Annotated in this window: 12 protein-coding genes and 2 pseudogenes; 7 read left to right on the forward strand and 7 right to left on the reverse strand. The window is 37.3% G+C overall.

Annotation, left to right across the window (positions count from 1 at the left end; all coding sequences use genetic code 11):
* Positions 1-2: 2 nt before the first annotated feature.
* Complete coding sequence (locus AC0IWE_RS00310) at positions 3-617, reverse strand: DUF4294 domain-containing protein (RefSeq protein WP_055906423.1); 615 nt, start codon at positions 615-617, stop codon at positions 3-5.
* A gap of 109 nt (positions 618-726) precedes the next feature.
* Between AC0IWE_RS00310 and AC0IWE_RS00315 the strand changes: the two genes are divergently transcribed.
* From AC0IWE_RS00315 to AC0IWE_RS00330, 4 genes are all read left to right on the forward strand, one after another.
* Positions 727-2934: a RelA/SpoT family protein gene (locus AC0IWE_RS00315; protein WP_055906427.1), complete on the forward strand. Its 2208-nt coding sequence runs from the start codon at positions 727-729 to the stop codon at positions 2932-2934.
* Positions 2935-3087: 153 nt separating this feature from the next.
* Complete coding sequence (locus AC0IWE_RS00320; RefSeq protein ID WP_055906430.1) at positions 3088-3591, forward strand: Fur family transcriptional regulator; 504 nt, start codon at positions 3088-3090, stop codon at positions 3589-3591.
* A gap of 31 nt (positions 3592-3622) precedes the next feature.
* Positions 3623-4894, forward strand: coding sequence for an adenylosuccinate synthase (locus AC0IWE_RS00325; RefSeq protein WP_471791481.1), 1272 nt, complete (start codon positions 3623-3625; stop codon positions 4892-4894).
* 360 nt (positions 4895-5254) lie between these two features.
* Entirely contained in the window at positions 5255-6511 is a 1257-nt protein-coding gene (locus tag AC0IWE_RS00330) for an anthranilate synthase component I family protein (RefSeq protein ID WP_471791482.1), read from the forward strand.
* A 244-nt stretch (positions 6512-6755) separates the two neighbouring features.
* On the opposite strand, the gene AC0IWE_RS00335 is transcribed toward AC0IWE_RS00330, so the two are convergent.
* The 4 genes from AC0IWE_RS00335 to AC0IWE_RS00350 all read right to left on the reverse strand — a co-directional run bounded on the left by AC0IWE_RS00335 (position 6756) and on the right by AC0IWE_RS00350 (position 9760).
* Positions 6756-7562, reverse strand: coding sequence for a M48 family metallopeptidase (locus AC0IWE_RS00335; protein WP_055906438.1), 807 nt, complete (start codon positions 7560-7562; stop codon positions 6756-6758).
* Between the two features lie 95 nt (positions 7563-7657).
* Positions 7658-8305 carry a glycerol-3-phosphate 1-O-acyltransferase PlsY gene (plsY, locus tag AC0IWE_RS00340; RefSeq protein WP_055906441.1) on the reverse strand — a complete coding sequence of 216 codons (648 nt, stop codon included), beginning with the start codon at positions 8303-8305 and terminating at the stop codon, positions 7658-7660.
* Between the two features lie 49 nt (positions 8306-8354).
* Positions 8355-9197, reverse strand: coding sequence for a carboxylating nicotinate-nucleotide diphosphorylase (gene nadC / locus AC0IWE_RS00345; RefSeq protein WP_471791483.1), 843 nt, complete (start codon positions 9195-9197; stop codon positions 8355-8357).
* Between the two features lie 164 nt (positions 9198-9361).
* Complete coding sequence (locus AC0IWE_RS00350; protein WP_471791484.1) at positions 9362-9760, reverse strand: DUF4783 domain-containing protein; 399 nt, start codon at positions 9758-9760, stop codon at positions 9362-9364.
* A 173-nt stretch (positions 9761-9933) separates the two neighbouring features.
* On the opposite strand from AC0IWE_RS00350, the pseudogene gpmI reads away from it, so the two are divergent.
* Positions 9934-11456, forward strand: a pseudogene (gene gpmI / locus AC0IWE_RS00355) (2,3-bisphosphoglycerate-independent phosphoglycerate mutase).
* Positions 11456-11986: a hypothetical protein gene (locus tag AC0IWE_RS00360; RefSeq protein ID WP_471791485.1), complete on the forward strand. Its 531-nt coding sequence runs from the start codon at positions 11456-11458 to the stop codon at positions 11984-11986. Before gpmI ends, AC0IWE_RS00360 begins: the two are co-directional and overlap by 1 nt.
* A 51-nt stretch (positions 11987-12037) precedes the next feature.
* On the opposite strand, the gene AC0IWE_RS00365 is transcribed toward AC0IWE_RS00360, so the two are convergent.
* Entirely contained in the window at positions 12038-12244 is a 207-nt protein-coding gene (locus AC0IWE_RS00365) for a hypothetical protein (protein WP_471791486.1), read from the reverse strand.
* Between the two features lie 13 nt (positions 12245-12257).
* Positions 12258-12659, reverse strand: coding sequence for a tetratricopeptide repeat protein (locus AC0IWE_RS00370; RefSeq protein ID WP_471791487.1), 402 nt, complete (start codon positions 12657-12659; stop codon positions 12258-12260).
* Between the two features lie 318 nt (positions 12660-12977).
* On the opposite strand from AC0IWE_RS00370, the pseudogene lon reads away from it, so the two are divergent.
* A pseudogene (gene lon, locus AC0IWE_RS00375) lies at positions 12978-15450 on the forward strand (endopeptidase La).
* The last annotated feature ends 28 nt before the right edge of the window (positions 15451-15478 follow it).

Below are 15478 nucleotides of genomic sequence, written 5' to 3' on the forward strand. Positions count from 1 at the left end.
TGTTATTGATAAAATCCCGAGGTACGGATAATGGATTCTATATCCTTATCCTCGTTCGGATCGTAAGTGCTTTTTAAATTATGGCCCACTACACGCGCAACAATCTGGTATGAAAATGCAGCAAAACCACCTTTGGTCTGTTTCACAATTTCATAAGTTGTTCTGCCCACTTCACGGTCGATCAGTTTCGTTAAAATCTGACCTTGGGTAATCGTTAAATCTTTTATTTCGCGGTTAAACATGTCTTTAATTTCCTTATCACATTGTTTAACCAACTGTTTTTGTTCCTTTTTTTCTGGTGTTTTTGCAATATCCTGCTCCAGTTGCTCATATCTCCGCTTTGCAAACAATGCATAAGGCATTACTTTTAACACATTGTACCTTAAACGGTTGTAAGCCGCTTGCTCTGCCGGCGATTTCCAGATTCGTGCAGCATAGATACTTACATCCTGCAACTGCATCCATGGAATCATTACACCATTATCATTTGTAGAGGCTACTCTTATTGTATCACTTTTCCCCATTTTAGGAAACATAGGGGCATTTGAATCCTGAGCCCGTAGCGAAAAGCTACAAATCATTACAATACAAAGAAAAAAGAGCCCTTTAAATTTCATAAATTTATACTTTTACAAAGTTAGGTGTTATTTCATATATTAGGTGTTTCACAAAACTAATATAAGTTTTATTCATAAATAAGACGCAATTTTTACGCAAAAAATACAAATGAAAACAGAGTTAGTGATTGATTTAGAGGCGGAAAAGCAAGAAATTCTAAAAAGATATAGGGCATTATTACGGGCAAGCAAATCTACTTTACAAAAAGGCGATAAAAAAGAAATCAGGAAAGCTTTTGATATGGCGCTGGAAAGCCATAAAGATATGCGCCGAAAATCTGGCGAACCTTATATTTATCACCCCATAGCAGTAGCGCAAATTGCGGCCGAAGAAATTGGGCTTGGAACAACCTCTATTGTTTGCGCTTTGCTGCATGATGTTGTAGAAGATACCGATATAACTTTAGAAGATATTGAACGCGAATTCGGCAAAAAAACTGCTAAAATTATCGATGGATTAACCAAAATATCTGGGGTTTTCGATACCAACAGCTCTTTACAGGCCGAAAATTTCCGTAAAATGCTGCTTACCCTGGCCGATGATGTTCGGGTAATTCTGATCAAACTTGCCGATCGTTTGCACAATATGCGTACAATGGATTTCATGCCGCGCCACAAGCAACTTAAAATCGCATCAGAAACCATTTACTTATACGCTCCACTGGCCCATAGATTGGGTTTATATGCCATAAAATCAGAGTTGGAAGATCTTTCTATGAAATATCTTGACCCTGACACCTATAAATTTATCGCAAAGAAATTAAACGAGAAAAAAGCCGAGCGTGCGCTTTTTATTAAAAAATTCGTGGAGCCGATTGATGAAATCGTTCATGAACAGGGTTTAGTGGCCGATGTATATGGCAGGCCGAAATCAATTCACTCCATCTGGAATAAAATGAAAAAGAAAAATATTCCTTTCGAAGAGGTTTATGATCTTTTTGCCATCCGGATTATTTTGGATTCTGCGCCCGAAAATGAGAAAGCCGATTGTTGGAAAGCCTACTCTATTGTTACCGATTTATACCGCCCTAATCCCGATCGATTACGCGATTGGGTTTCTTCGCCAAAAGGAAATGGCTACGAAAGTTTGCACACCACAGTGATGGGGCCTCGCGGCCAATGGGTTGAGGTACAGATTCGTACACAACGCATGAATGAAATTGCAGAAAAAGGTTTTGCTGCGCACTGGAAGTACAAGGAATCGAGCAATGATAACGGTTTGGATCAATGGATTCAGAAAGTGCGCGAAATGCTGAGTAACCCCGAAGCCAATGCTTTGGATTTTCTTGATGATTTTAAAATGAACCTTTTCTCTGATGAGATTTTCATTTTTACCCCAAAAGGCGCATTAATTCAATTGCCATTGGGTGCTACCGCCCTTGATTTTGCTTTCGAAATTCATACCGATGTGGGTGCAACCTGTATTGGTGCTAAAGTAAACCACAAACTTGTTCCAATTTCGTATAAACTGCAAAATGGCGATCAGGTAGAGATTATCACTTCAAGCAAACAAACACCAAAAGAAGATTGGCTTAATGTAGTGGTTACGGCGAAAGCCAAATCAAAAATTAAATCATCTTTAAAAGAAGAAAAGCGGAAAATTGCCGAAAATGGTAAGGAAATTCTGGAAAGAAAGCTTAAATCGTTAAAAATCACCTACAATACCGATAATTTACAAAAACTCAGTTATTTCTTTAAACTCCCTTCTACGCAGGAGCTTTTTGTTAATGTAGCCCTTGGAAAAATCGAACTGAAAGATATTAAAGAATACCTTTCGAGCGAAAAAGAAGTTGAAAACCGCGGACCAGAACGCCCTGAAAATCTCTCAGTTGATGGCATAAAAAGTAAAATTAAAGGCGGAGAATCTGACATTTTACTGATCGGAGAAGACATGCAGCGCATTGATTATACCCTTGCAGCCTGTTGTAACCCAATTCCCGGAGATGATGTTTTTGGTTTTATTACCGTGAGCGAAGGCATTAAAATACACCGTACCAATTGCCCTAACGCTGCCCAGCTGATGGCAAATTATGGTTATCGCGTGGTGAAAGCCAAATGGAACAAACAACAGGAATTAACTTTCTTAACCGGCTTACGCATTGTAGGCATTGATGATGTAGGTTTAATTAATAATATTACCAGGGTTATTTCTACCGACTTTAAAGTAAACATGCGGTCGATTACGGTAGATACCAATGAAGGCATTTTTGATGGTTCGATTATGATTTTTGTAAACGATACCGAGCACCTGGAAAACCTGATTAAAAATTTATTGAAAGTAAGAGGTGTTACCGGGGTAACGAGGTTTGATGCTTAGTTATTTTGAAATTAGATGCCGGATGTTATTTGCAATTTGAACTTCTAAATTCCGGCCACGGCCCACTAACTAATTACAAATCTGTGTAATCATTTCATCGGTGTAATCATTTTTCAAAACAATTTACCTACCTTTGAATGGAGTTTAAAAACTATGTCTGAACAAAAAACAAATGAGCTCGTTCGCAAGATTTTTGAGGCTTATTTAGAAAACAAAAATCTACGTAAAACACCAGAGCGTTTCGCTATATTGGAAGAAATATATTCTAGAAACGACCACTTTGACGTAGAAACCCTTTATATCCATATGAAAAACCAAAAGTACCGCGTAAGTCGTGCTACGGTTTACAATACATTGGAGTTATTGGTTTCGTGCGATTTGGTTACCAAACACCAGTTTGGTAAAAACATGGCGCAATTCGAAAAATCTTATGGTTACCGCCAGCACGATCATGTAATCTGTATAGAATGTGGTAAAGTAGTAGAATTCTGCGATCCACGAATTCACCAGATCCAAACCATGGTTGGAGATCTTTTAAAATTTGATGTAAAACACCATTCGTTAAACCTTTATGGTTTCTGCTCTGATTGCAGTATGGCCAGAAAAGTTAGCGAAAGTGCAGCATCAGCTGAAAAAATCGAAGAAATTAAATCATAATACAAATAAAACCAGCTTAATTTATTAAATAATGACGCAAGTAGATGTACTTCTCGGCCTGCAATGGGGCGACGAAGGAAAGGGAAAAATCGTTGATGTACTAAGTCCAAAATATGATCTTATTGCCCGTTTTCAGGGTGGCCCAAATGCCGGACATACTTTAGAGTTCGATGGCAAAAAATTCGTTTTAAATACAATCCCCTCAGGAATTTTTAACGAAAAAACCATGAATCTTATCGGTAATGGCGTAGTAATCGACCCAATTATCCTTAAAAGAGAGTTAGATAATTTAAAAAAAGCTGGTCATGACCCTGTTGCAGATGGCAAACTGGTAATTGCCCGTAAAGCACACTTAATTTTACCAACCCACCAGTTATTGGATGCTGCTAATGAAGCACGCATGGGTAAAAATAAGATTGGATCAACCTTAAAAGGTATTGGTCCAACTTATATGGATAAAACCGGCCGTAACGGTTTACGGGTTGGTGATACTACACTACCTGATTTTAAAGAGCGTTATGCTAAATTGGTAGAAAAACACACTGAAATCCTTTCTCATTATGAAGGTTTTGAATACGAACTGGCAGAAAAAGAAGCTTCATTCTTTGAAGCAATCGAATTCTTAAAAACGATTCCTCATGTAGATAGCGAACATTATGTGAATGGTTTCTTAAGAGAAGGAAAAGCAGTTTTAGCAGAAGGTGCGCAAGGAACATTATTGGATGTGGATTTCGGTTCATACCCTTTTGTAACTTCAAGCAATACTACCACTGCTGGTGCCTGTACTGGTTTAGGTATTGCGCCAAATAAGGTGGGTGCCGTTTATGGTATCTTCAAAGCATATTGCACACGTGTTGGTGGCGGGCCTTTCCCTACCGAACTGGATAATGAAGTTGGCGAAAATTTAAGGGCTTTAGGTCACGAATTTGGTGCAACAACAGGCCGTGCCCGTCGTTGTGGCTGGATTGATCTTCCTGCATTAAAATATGCCATCATGTTAAACGGTGTAACCGAGTTAATTATGATGAAAGCTGATGTTTTGGATACTTTCGATACGATCTATGCTTGTACACACTACGAATACAATGGTGAAACGATCGATTATATGCCATATGATATTATTTCAATCGAGCCAAAACCAGTATTAAAAGCAATTGATGGTTGGGCTACTGATGTAACCAAAATTACTTCTGTGGATGAAATTCCTGCTAAATTGAACGATTATATAGCTTTCCTAGAGAAAGAGTTAGAAGTGCCGATTAAATTCCTTTCAGTAGGACCAGATAGAAGCACAAACGCTTGAATTACGTTAAAACATAAGATTCCGTCGTCTAGAAATAAATTCAGGTTGACGGTTCATAAAAGAAAAGGCAACCCACAACCGGGTTGCTTTTTTGTTTTTTAGTTAATTATTATAAAAAAATCGTCATTCCCGCGCAGGCGGGAATCTTAATGCAATAGACTCCAGGGCTCTCTATCTACCCGAAATTTCATCTCGACCAAAGCGGAGAGATCTATCTAAACAGATTTCTCGACTGCGTTGCACTCCGCTCGAAATGACGATCTATCTCAATGAATTGGCATGAGAAAATCAATAAGCCGTTCCAAAAGATAAAAATTAATTTCTTACAATTATCAACGCTATTTTTACCTTTGCCGAAGCTTGAAAACCACACAAAACATATCTAATTTTAAACAAAAAGCATTGCATTGGGCCAACCAATTTGAAGTGTGTTGCATTTTAGATTCAAATGATTACAAAGACGCCTATTCTGCCTATGATTTTATTTTAGCTGCCGATGCACATCATGAACTTAAATGCACATCAGGCAATGCCTTTCAGCAGATGAAAAGCTTTTATGCTGCACATAAACAATGGGTTTTTGGCTTCTTTAGCTATGATTTAAAAAATGAGATTGAAGCAGTCCATTCTAATAATCCAGACCACTTAAATTTTCCTGATCTTTACTTTTTTGTGCCAAAATATTTAATTGCATTTAAAAACGGCAAAGCAGAGGTTTTGCTTGGAGATCAATCCATACTATTAGAAATAGAGACTTTTAACTTACCAGGAAAAAAACTCGCCCACGCAATAACAATTGCACAAAGATTATCGAAAGATCAATATATTAATAAAGTAGAAGCTTTAAGAGATCATATTATTAGGGGCGATATTTACGAAGTTAATTTTTGCCAGGAATTTTTCGCTAAAAATGCAAAAATACACCCGGTTGAAACTTTTGAGGCACTAAATCAATTATCCCCCACCCCTTTTGCTGGCTATTTTAAAGTTTACGATAAATATATTCTATCCGCTACACCAGAGAGGTTTCTTTGCAAACGAGGATCGAAATTGACCTCTCAGCCCATTAAAGGTACCGCAAAAAGAAGCTTAAATCCAATTGAAGACGAGCATATAAAAATGCAGCTCAGGAACAGTATTAAAGAACAAGCAGAAAACGTTATGATTGTTGATTTAGTGCGTCACGACCTTACCAAATCGGCTGTTAAGGGTTCTGTTATGGTGGATGAGTTATTTGGTATCTACAGCTTTCCGCAGGTACATCAGATGATTTCTACCGTCAGCTGTGAGTTAGATCCCGGGGTTAATGCTATAGATGCCATTAAAAATGCATTTCCAATGGGCTCCATGACAGGCGCGCCTAAAGTTAAAGCCATGAAACTGATTGAAGAATATGAAGTAACCAAAAGAGGCATTTATTCAGGCTCATTTGGCTGCATCAGTCCGGATGGAGATTTCGATTTTAATGTTGTGATCAGAAGTATTTTATACAACGCAACATCCAAATACCTATCTTTTCAGGTTGGTGGTGCAATTACGTATCAAAGCGATGCCGTTTCAGAATATGAAGAATGTTTATTAAAAGCCAGTGCAATTTTGAAGGTTTTGGCTAGTTAGTTGATTTCAGCATTGGTTTATTAAGTAATTGATTATAATTTGATCGTAACGCCTGGCTCCAACTTAACGAATAGAAATCCATCATCCTGATCCGATAGCTATCGGATTTATTTCAGGATCTTATAGCAAGGAATATGCTGATCCCGAAGCTTAAGGATAGTATGAAGTTTACGAAAACAAAAAAGGTGGAAAATTTCTACATGACGCAAAAACCTTCCACCTTTATACCTTCTGGCTTCTAACCTTATTTCTTATAATACTGTTGCGCTTCAGGCAAATACTTTTGAATCTGTGCAATACGCGTGGCATCACTAGGGTGCGTACTTAAAAACTCCGCTGGTTTTTGTGCACCTGCAGAAGCAGCCGACATTCTATTCCAGAAAGCAGTAGCACTTTGAGGATTATATCCGGCCATAGCCATGAAAATCAAACCCAAACGATCTGCTTCCAACTCCTGATTACGGCTGAATTTTAGCATTGCAACCGGTGTACCAACGCCATAAAGCGTATTGAAAATAGACTGTGTTTTAGGGTTTTTAGATAATGCTACGCCTGCTGCCGCACCAACTCCCTGTGCAACCATCTCTTGCGACATACGTTCTGCTGAGTGACCTGCAATGGCATGGGCAATCTCGTGGCCCATTACGGTAGCTAAACCTGCATCATCCTGTGTTACTGGTAAAATACCAGTATAAACTACAATTTTTCCACCGGGCATACACCATGCGTTTTTCTCGTTATTTTGAACAACATTAACTTCCCATTGGTAATCTGCAATCAAGTTACCATAATTATTGCTGTTCATGTAAGATTTTACAGCTGTAATTAACCTGCTTCCAATGGTTTTCACTTTTAAAGCCTGTGCATTTGAGGCTGGTAAAACAGTTGATTTATTTTCTGTTAAAAACGTACTGTAAGCCTGAAAGGCCATCGGCAAAACCTGATCGTTACTCACTAAATCAAACCGGCTGCGCCCTGTTAAAGGAACGGTAGAGCAGGAGTTAAATAATAAGATCCCAGCAACGCTTGCTGTTAAAAATAACTTTTTCATAATACGATTTTAAATGATTAGTAAATACTGATAAGCAAAACCGATGATTAAACAGCAAGCCTATAAATATGTTTTAGTGAAATGTGTTTTGTTAATTAATTAGTTTTCTTCCTAAACAAATACACTTTAGATTCTTTGCCTTTCAGCAATCTTTCGAGGTTTTTTTGGTGGGTAACCAAGATAAGAACACAAACTACCATCCCGTATAATACTTCAGATTTAATGGAAACCTGAAATAAAAACACAACGCTGAGCGGAAAGGTAAATCCTGCACAGATAGAGCTTAATGAAACGTATTTAGTTAACAACAATACCACCACAAAAACCAGAACACAAAGCATAGATGCCTCGAAGTTAACTGCCAAAATCATTCCAAAAAGTGTAGCCACTCCTTTTCCTCCCCTAAAACCTGCAAAAACAGGGAATAAATGCCCCATTACTGCGGTTACCCCTAGGGCGAGCTGATAATTAACAAAAACAACTGAGTTTTGTGGTCCGGTTACCGACATGCCGATAAAATAGGCCAGATTGGTTGCGGTATAACCTTTTGCTATATCGATGATCATTACAGCTATTCCGGCTTTTTTACCTAATACCCTAAAAGTATTGGTTGCACCGGCATTGCCACTTCCATATTCTCTTACATCAACCCCATAAAAGGCCTGACCAAGCCATACAGCTGTTGGTATAGATCCAAAAAGGTAGGCAATTAATAGTGCGCTGAGAGAATAAACCGTAACCATAGCCTACAATGATACAAAAAATAAGCTTTTAATTTTATAGCAATTCACTTTAGTATGCTTTTAAACTCATATCCAGGCTTTTTACAGAATGTGTAAGCGCCCCCATCGAAATATAATCAACACCACAAGCAGCATATTCTGCAACATTTTCTTCTGTAATTCCACCAGAAGCTTCTGTAATAAATTTACCATCGATTAATGAAACCGCAGCCTTTAAATTTTCAAAGCTAAAATTATCCAACATAATGCGATCTACACCACCAATAGCCAAAACCTGAGCCAGTTCTTTTAAATTTCTTACTTCTATTTCAATCTGAAGCGCTTTATTTTGATTTGACAGATATTGATGAGCCGCATTTATCGCATTCGAAATTCCTCCGGCATAATCTACATGGTTATCCTTAATCAAAATCATATCGTACAAACCAATGCGGTGATTTACACCTCCACCAATTCTAACCGCCCATTTTTCCAAATAACGAAGTCCTGGAGTAGTTTTACGGGTATCTAAAATTTTAGTTTTAGTTGTTTTTAGCAATGAAACAATCCGATGCGTTTTTGTTGCAATGCCACTCATGCGCTGCATACAGTTTAAAACTAAACGTTCGGCAATTAAAATAGCATGGGTACTGCCCTCAACTGTTAATGCAATATCACCTACTTTTACCTCCGCCCCATCATGCAATAAAACATCAACTTTCAAATTGGCATCTACTTCCTTAAAAATTTCAATGGCCAGTTCGATTCCGGCTAAAATACCATCCTCTTTGATGATCAGTTTTGCTTTTCCCTGTGTTCCTGAGGGAATGGTTGAAAGTGAAGTATGATCGCCATCACCAACATCTTCGGTAAGGGCATTTTTTATGAACTGATGTATAAGCTGAATATCCAAAATGTAGATTTTATGCCGCAAAAATAAGAAATATTTATTAGCAGACAATTTACTGAAGCTTTAAAGTGATCTGTTAACTTCAGAAGTTTATATAATCGTCTTTACAACTTGGGGAGTCGGCAAAAAGCAAAGCGATGGTAAAATTTATAATGGCTTTGGGCCAATTAATCTTTTGCCGGTTCGATCCGTAATTCAGTAATTGAAAAACTGGTATTGAATTTTTTCATTGTGATGGAAATCCTGAAAGTTTCCTTTGCGGTATTCAGGATGATTACACCAAAGCGGTAGTTTGGATTGGTGTTAATTTTATGAAAAATACTTGTTTTAACTGGGGGGTGTTTGATAAAAAAATCTCTCAAAATTTGTTCACCCTGTGCTTTTGAGTATACATCTTCTTCATCAATAATGATAAGTTCGATAGTTGAGGCAAAATTTTTGGCTATTTCTTTTGAGTTTGCAGACTTAAAATACGAGGATAAATCATCAATTATATCAGCCTGGATAACTGTTGGACCATATAATGAAGATAAACTGATAATGAATAAAAATAAGCTCCGGATCATTTCTGTATTTTATACAGAACCCTCTAGCTAAAATTATGCCATTAGCACATCAAAAAAAGGATTTCTTAATTTGTATAAGCTTCAATAAAGCTATATTTGCGATATTAACAAAACACTAAAACATGTTATACATGAAAATGTTTTAATGTGGATCAATAAATTTTTCTATAAAGATGGTAAACGATAAAAAACTCGCGCTAATAATTTTAGATGGTTGGGGCTACGGAAAACAAGATAATTCCGATGCCGCCTATGCTGCAAATACTCCTTTTTTCGATTCGTTATTAAAAAACTATCCAAACTCTAAGCTCGAAGCATCTGGTGAAGCAGTAGGTTTACCAGCCGGGCAAATGGGTAATTCTGAAGTTGGGCACATGAATTTAGGTGCTGGCCGGGTAGTTTACCAGGAGCTTGGAAGAATAAACAAATCAATTACCGACAGAGAATTGCACACCAACCCTATTTTGTTAAACGCATTCGATTATGCAAAACAAAATAATAAAGCTGTTCATTTTATAGGCCTTGTTTCTAATGGTGGCGTACATGCCCACATTGAACATTTAAAAGCTTTGTGCGATGCCGCTAATGAAGCGCAAGTACCAAACACTTTTATACACGCATTTTTAGATGGCCGCGATACTGATCCAAATTCTGGATTGGGTTTTATAACCGACCTCGAAAACCACATTCAGCATACCAATGCTAAATTAGCAACTATGGTTGGGCGTTATTACGCTATGGACCGCGATAACCGCTGGGAACGCGTTAAACAGGCTTATGATGTGATGGTTAATGGAGTTGGCGAGAAAACTAGGATGCTTTGGCAGCGATCAAAAAATCGTATGCAGAGGGCGTAACCGACGAATTTTTAAAACCAATAGTTTTAACGCAAGCTGATGGTGTTCCGGTAGCCACTATTCAAAACGATGATGTGGTGATCTGTTTCAATTTCCGTACTGATAGAGGCCGTGAAATAACAACAGCTCTAACTCAAAAGGATTTTCCAGAGCAACAAATGCACAAATTACCGTTGTATTATGTTACAATGACTACTTACGACGAAAGTTTTGAAAGGGTTAATGTAATTTTTACTAAAGATGATTTAATCCAAACCATTGGCGAAGTATTGGCCAATAACAACAAAAACCAGATCCGCATTGCAGAAACGGAAAAATACCCTCACGTAACTTTCTTTTTCTCAGGAGGAAGGGAAGCTGAGTTTAAAAATGAAAAGCGACTTTTAATTCCTTCGCCAAAAGTGGCTACTTACGATCTTCAGCCAGAGATGAGCGCAGCAGGAATTACGGAAGCCATTACCAAAGAAATGGAAACTGGTTGGGCTGATTTTATCTGCTTAAATTTTGCCAATCCTGATATGGTTGGACATACAGGTGTTTTTGAAGCCGTAATAAAAGCAGTAGAAACCGCTGATAAATGTGCAGAAACTGTGGTAAACACAGGTTTAGCTCATGGTTATTCATTTATTCTTTTAGCCGATCATGGTAATTCGGAGTTTATGGTTAACGGAGATGGATCTGCTAATACTGCACACACCACCAATCTTGTTCCATGTATTTTAATCGATAAAGATTATAAAACCATTGCTGATGGGAAACTAGGCGACATTGCACCTACTGTTTTAAAAATATTAGGTGTTGCCATTCCAGAAGAAATGACAGGAAATGTTTTAGTATAATGGTTAAGAAACTGTATTTTCTGGTATTTGCTTTGGCCTTGTTTTCCTGCAACCAGCGGAAAGAAGCCGAAGCAAATACTGATTTATTGTATTTTGATGTTAAAGGATATTTCGAAAAGGAAATTAACCGCCTTCAAAAGTTAAATCCTGAAGTAAACAAAACAGTTAGCATAAATGGCGCGGCAGAAAATAAAACAGCCAAAATAGCCGACTGGACAAAAGAGCTGGCCATTTTTGTTAATGCCGACATTAATAAAACTTCGTGGAAAGGAAGTTTTAAAATAAAAGAACAAAACGGAGTAGATAGTTATATTTCCGATAATAAAAAAATCCCGATCAAAAAGGTTTCTATAACATGGAAAGGTGAGAAAGCCGATAAAATAGAGATCATCGTTGATAATAAAAATATCTTATACCGATCGCTGGATACTTTAACTTATTTCCCGGATAGTTTGTATTCGATCAAAAAGCAGCAGAAAATCAGGTTGTTAAATGAGAAGAAATATTCGATAGTTGGTAAATTAAAATAAAAAAAGGGGACTCGAAAATATTCAAGTCCCCTTTTCTTTTTAAGTACTATTCTATTTTAAACTAGCAATTTGCGCTTTATCATACGTTACCCAGTCAATAATATCTTTTCTTAGCGGTTGCAACGTTAATACCTTTTGAAAATCGACTATAGAATTATTAAATAGAGCTACGCAAGCAGCCTTTTCGTCCTTTTTCTTTGCCTTAAAAGATTTAAAAATTGCGTAATCTTTGTAGGCTAATCCACGGTTTTGAAACATCTGGGCATCTTCATCACCATTTATTTTCGATGGCTTTGGTAAAATCTTTAAGTGAGGCCAGGTAAAAATTTTCGCGCATGGTATTTAATGATTCTTTAGGATCATTGGCTATTTTCAACCTTGCTATTCCCCGGTAATAATAGGCAGTAACTTCGGTAGGCTTTATGGTTAATAAGCGGCTATAAGTTGCAATGCATTTCTCATACTCATGGTTCTGAAAATAAGAATAACCAAGCATTTTTAATACATTGGCATTATCAGGGGTTTTGGTATCGGCTTTTTCTAATTGAGCGGCGGCAGTTTTATAATCACCTTTCATCATGGCCTGCATACTTCTTTCGTAACTGCTTTGGGCAAAACTACTGGTTGATGAAAAAATAATTAATCCTAAAATAGCCTTTTTAAAATAGTTCATGTATGAGTAATAAGTTTAACAAATCAAACGCCTAACGTAATTTTATAGGAGAAATTTTTTGCAATATAATCCTATTCTGATAATTTAAAAGTTTTTAATTATCTTTCATTTAAAACCAACTGTCCTAAACATTAGCTTAAACGCTAAAATATGCTTTATATGATAGTGGCTGAAATATTTATGTTACTCTGCCTTTTTAACATAAGATTAATGTTATTTTCAGTTTGGCACAAGAGTTGAATTTATTAACTTAATACCAAAATTAAACAAAGTGAATACGATTAAACTGCCAGTTTGTCGTTAGCGGAAAATGTGATAATGAGTAAACAAGATATATTTGATTTCCATACAGCAATGCCAATTATAAATGAGGATACCGAATTTTTCCCTTTAATGTCTCAACAAGACGAGGAGGAAATGAACAATGAGGAAACACCAGGATACATTGGCGATATTGCCTTTGCGAAACACAGTTTTATTTCCAGGTGTGGTGATTCCCATCACGGTTGGAAGAGATAAATCAATTAAATTAATTAAAGAAGCTTACAAAGGAAATAAAATCATCGGTGTTGTTTCTCAGAAGGATGTTTCTATCGAAGACCCTACTTTTGAGCAACTTAACACTGTTGGTACGGTTGCAAACATCATTAAGCTTTTGCAAATGCCTGATGGTAATACTACGGTAATTATTCAGGGTAAGCAACGTTTCAGCCTGATTGAAGAAGTGCAGAACGAGCCTTACATTAAAGCGGTTGTAAAAAAATTCGAAGAGCAGAAACATAAAGCAGATAAAGAGTTTAAAACGCTGATTGCATCTATCCGCGAAATGTCAGCTCAGATTATACAGCTTTCTCCAAATATACCGAGTGAAGCTAGTATTGCACTTAAAAACATAGAGAGCAATTCATTTCTGATTAATTTCATTTCGTCAAACATGAATGCCGAAATGTCCGATAAGCAAAAAATCCTGGAAATGGATAAATTGCAGGAAAGGGCACAAAAGGTAATGGAACTTTTGATGGTTGAATTGCAGATGCTCGAATTGAGAAATCAGATTCAATCGAAAGTACGTACTGATTTAGATAAGCAACAACGTGATTATTTCTTAAATCAGCAATTAAAAACCATTCAGGAAGAACTGGGTGGCAATTCTGCCGATTTAGAATTTGATGCTTTACAGGAAAAAGCCAAAAAGAAAAAATGGGCCCAAACTGTTGCAGATCATTTTGATAAAGAACTTGATAAGCTGGGCAGAATGAATCCGGCTGCACCTGATTATTCGGTACAGTTAAATTACCTGGAGTTACTTTTGGATTTGCCCTGGAGTGAATTTACCAAAGATAATTTCGACCTAAAAAGAGCACAGCGGATTTTAGACAAAGATCATTTCGGTTTAGAAAAAGTTAAGCAGCGCATTATCGAATACTTGGCTGTATTAAAATTAAAGCGCAATATGAAAGCGCCAATTTTATGTTTGGTTGGCCCACCGGGAGTTGGTAAAACTTCATTAGGAAAGTCAATTGCAAAGGCATTGGGCCGTAAATATGTGCGTATGGCTTTGGGTGGCATCCGCGATGAGGCAGAAATTCGCGGTCACCGTAAAACTTATATTGGTGCTATGCCAGGCCGTATTATTTCTTCCATTAAAAAAGCCGGTGCAGATAATCCTGTTTTTGTATTGGATGAGATTGATAAAGTAGGAACTGACCACCGTGGCGATCCATCATCAGCATTGCTTGAGGTTTTAGATCCTGAACAGAACAATGCTTTCTACGATCATTATGTAGAGGTAGATTACGATTTATCAAATATTCTGTTCATTGCAACCGCGAACTCTTTAAGTACCATACAACCTGCTTTGTTAGATCGCATGGAAATTATTGAGGTAAACGGCTATACCATTGAAGAAAAAATAGAAATTGCCAAAAAATACCTGTTGCCAAAACAGAAGGAAAATCATGGTTTACAAACGAAAGATATCAGCCTAAAAACTGCATTGATTGAGAAAGTGATCGAAGATTATACCAGAGAATCGGGGGTTCGTGGCTTAGAGAAAAAAATAGGTTCATTGGTGCGTGGTGTTGCTACAAAAATTGCCATGGAAGAAACCTATGATGCCAACTTAAGCAATGATGATGTTGAACGTATTTTAGGCGCACCGATTTACGATAAAGATTTATATGAAGGTAACGAAGTGGCTGGTGTTGTTACGGGTTTAGCCTGGACAAGCGTTGGCGGTGACATTTTATTTATCGAATCGAGTTTAAGTCCGGGTAAAGGAAAATTAACGCTAACGGGTAACCTCGGCGATGTAATGAAAGAATCGGCGGTTATTGCCCTGGCCTATTTACGTGCGCATGCTGCAGAATTCGACATCGATTATTCATTGTTTGACAATTGGGATGTTCACGTTCACGTGCCTGCAGGTGCTACACCAAAAGATGGTCCATCGGCAGGAGTAACCATGCTTACCGCATTAACTTCTGCATTTACACAACGTAAAGTAAAACAGCACCTGGCCATGACGGGAGAAATTACCTTACGCGGAAAAGTGCTTCCTGTGGGCGGAATAAAAGAAAAAATACTTGCTGCCAAGCGTGCTAATATTAAAGAGATTATTCTTTGCAAAAGCAACCGCAAAGATATTTTGGAAATTAAAGAAAGTTACATCAAGGATTTAAAATTCCATTATGTAACCGAAATGAGTGAAGTAATTGAGCTGGCTTTAACCAAAAACAAGGTTAAAAAACCATTGGATTTGAGCGTTAAAATTGCGCCAATTGTTAACTAAATTGTAATTCTTTTGGATTATCATCAAA

It is taken from the genome of Pedobacter sp. AC402 (genome assembly GCF_979252805.1).

Coding starts and splice junctions, on each gene's coding strand:
- AC0IWE_RS00310 (WP_055906423.1), bottom strand. CDS start 617: ATGAAATTTAAAGGGCTCTTTTTTCTTTGTATTGTAATGATTTGTAGC.
- AC0IWE_RS00315 (WP_055906427.1), top strand. CDS start 727: ATGAAAACAGAGTTAGTGATTGATTTAGAGGCGGAAAAGCAAGAAATT.
- AC0IWE_RS00320 (WP_055906430.1), top strand. CDS start 3,088: ATGTCTGAACAAAAAACAAATGAGCTCGTTCGCAAGATTTTTGAGGCT.
- AC0IWE_RS00325 (WP_471791481.1), top strand. CDS start 3,623: ATGACGCAAGTAGATGTACTTCTCGGCCTGCAATGGGGCGACGAAGGA.
- AC0IWE_RS00335 (WP_055906438.1), bottom strand. CDS start 7,562: ATGAAAAAGTTATTTTTAACAGCAAGCGTTGCTGGGATCTTATTATTT.
- plsY (WP_055906441.1), bottom strand. CDS start 8,305: ATGGTTACGGTTTATTCTCTCAGCGCACTATTAATTGCCTACCTTTTT.
- AC0IWE_RS00350 (WP_471791484.1), bottom strand. CDS start 9,760: ATGATCCGGAGCTTATTTTTATTCATTATCAGTTTATCTTCATTATAT.
- AC0IWE_RS00360 (WP_471791485.1), top strand. CDS start 11,456: ATGGTTAAGAAACTGTATTTTCTGGTATTTGCTTTGGCCTTGTTTTCC.
- AC0IWE_RS00365 (WP_471791486.1), bottom strand. CDS start 12,244: ATGTTTCAAAACCGTGGATTAGCCTACAAAGATTACGCAATTTTTAAA.
- AC0IWE_RS00370 (WP_471791487.1), bottom strand. CDS start 12,659: ATGAACTATTTTAAAAAGGCTATTTTAGGATTAATTATTTTTTCATCA.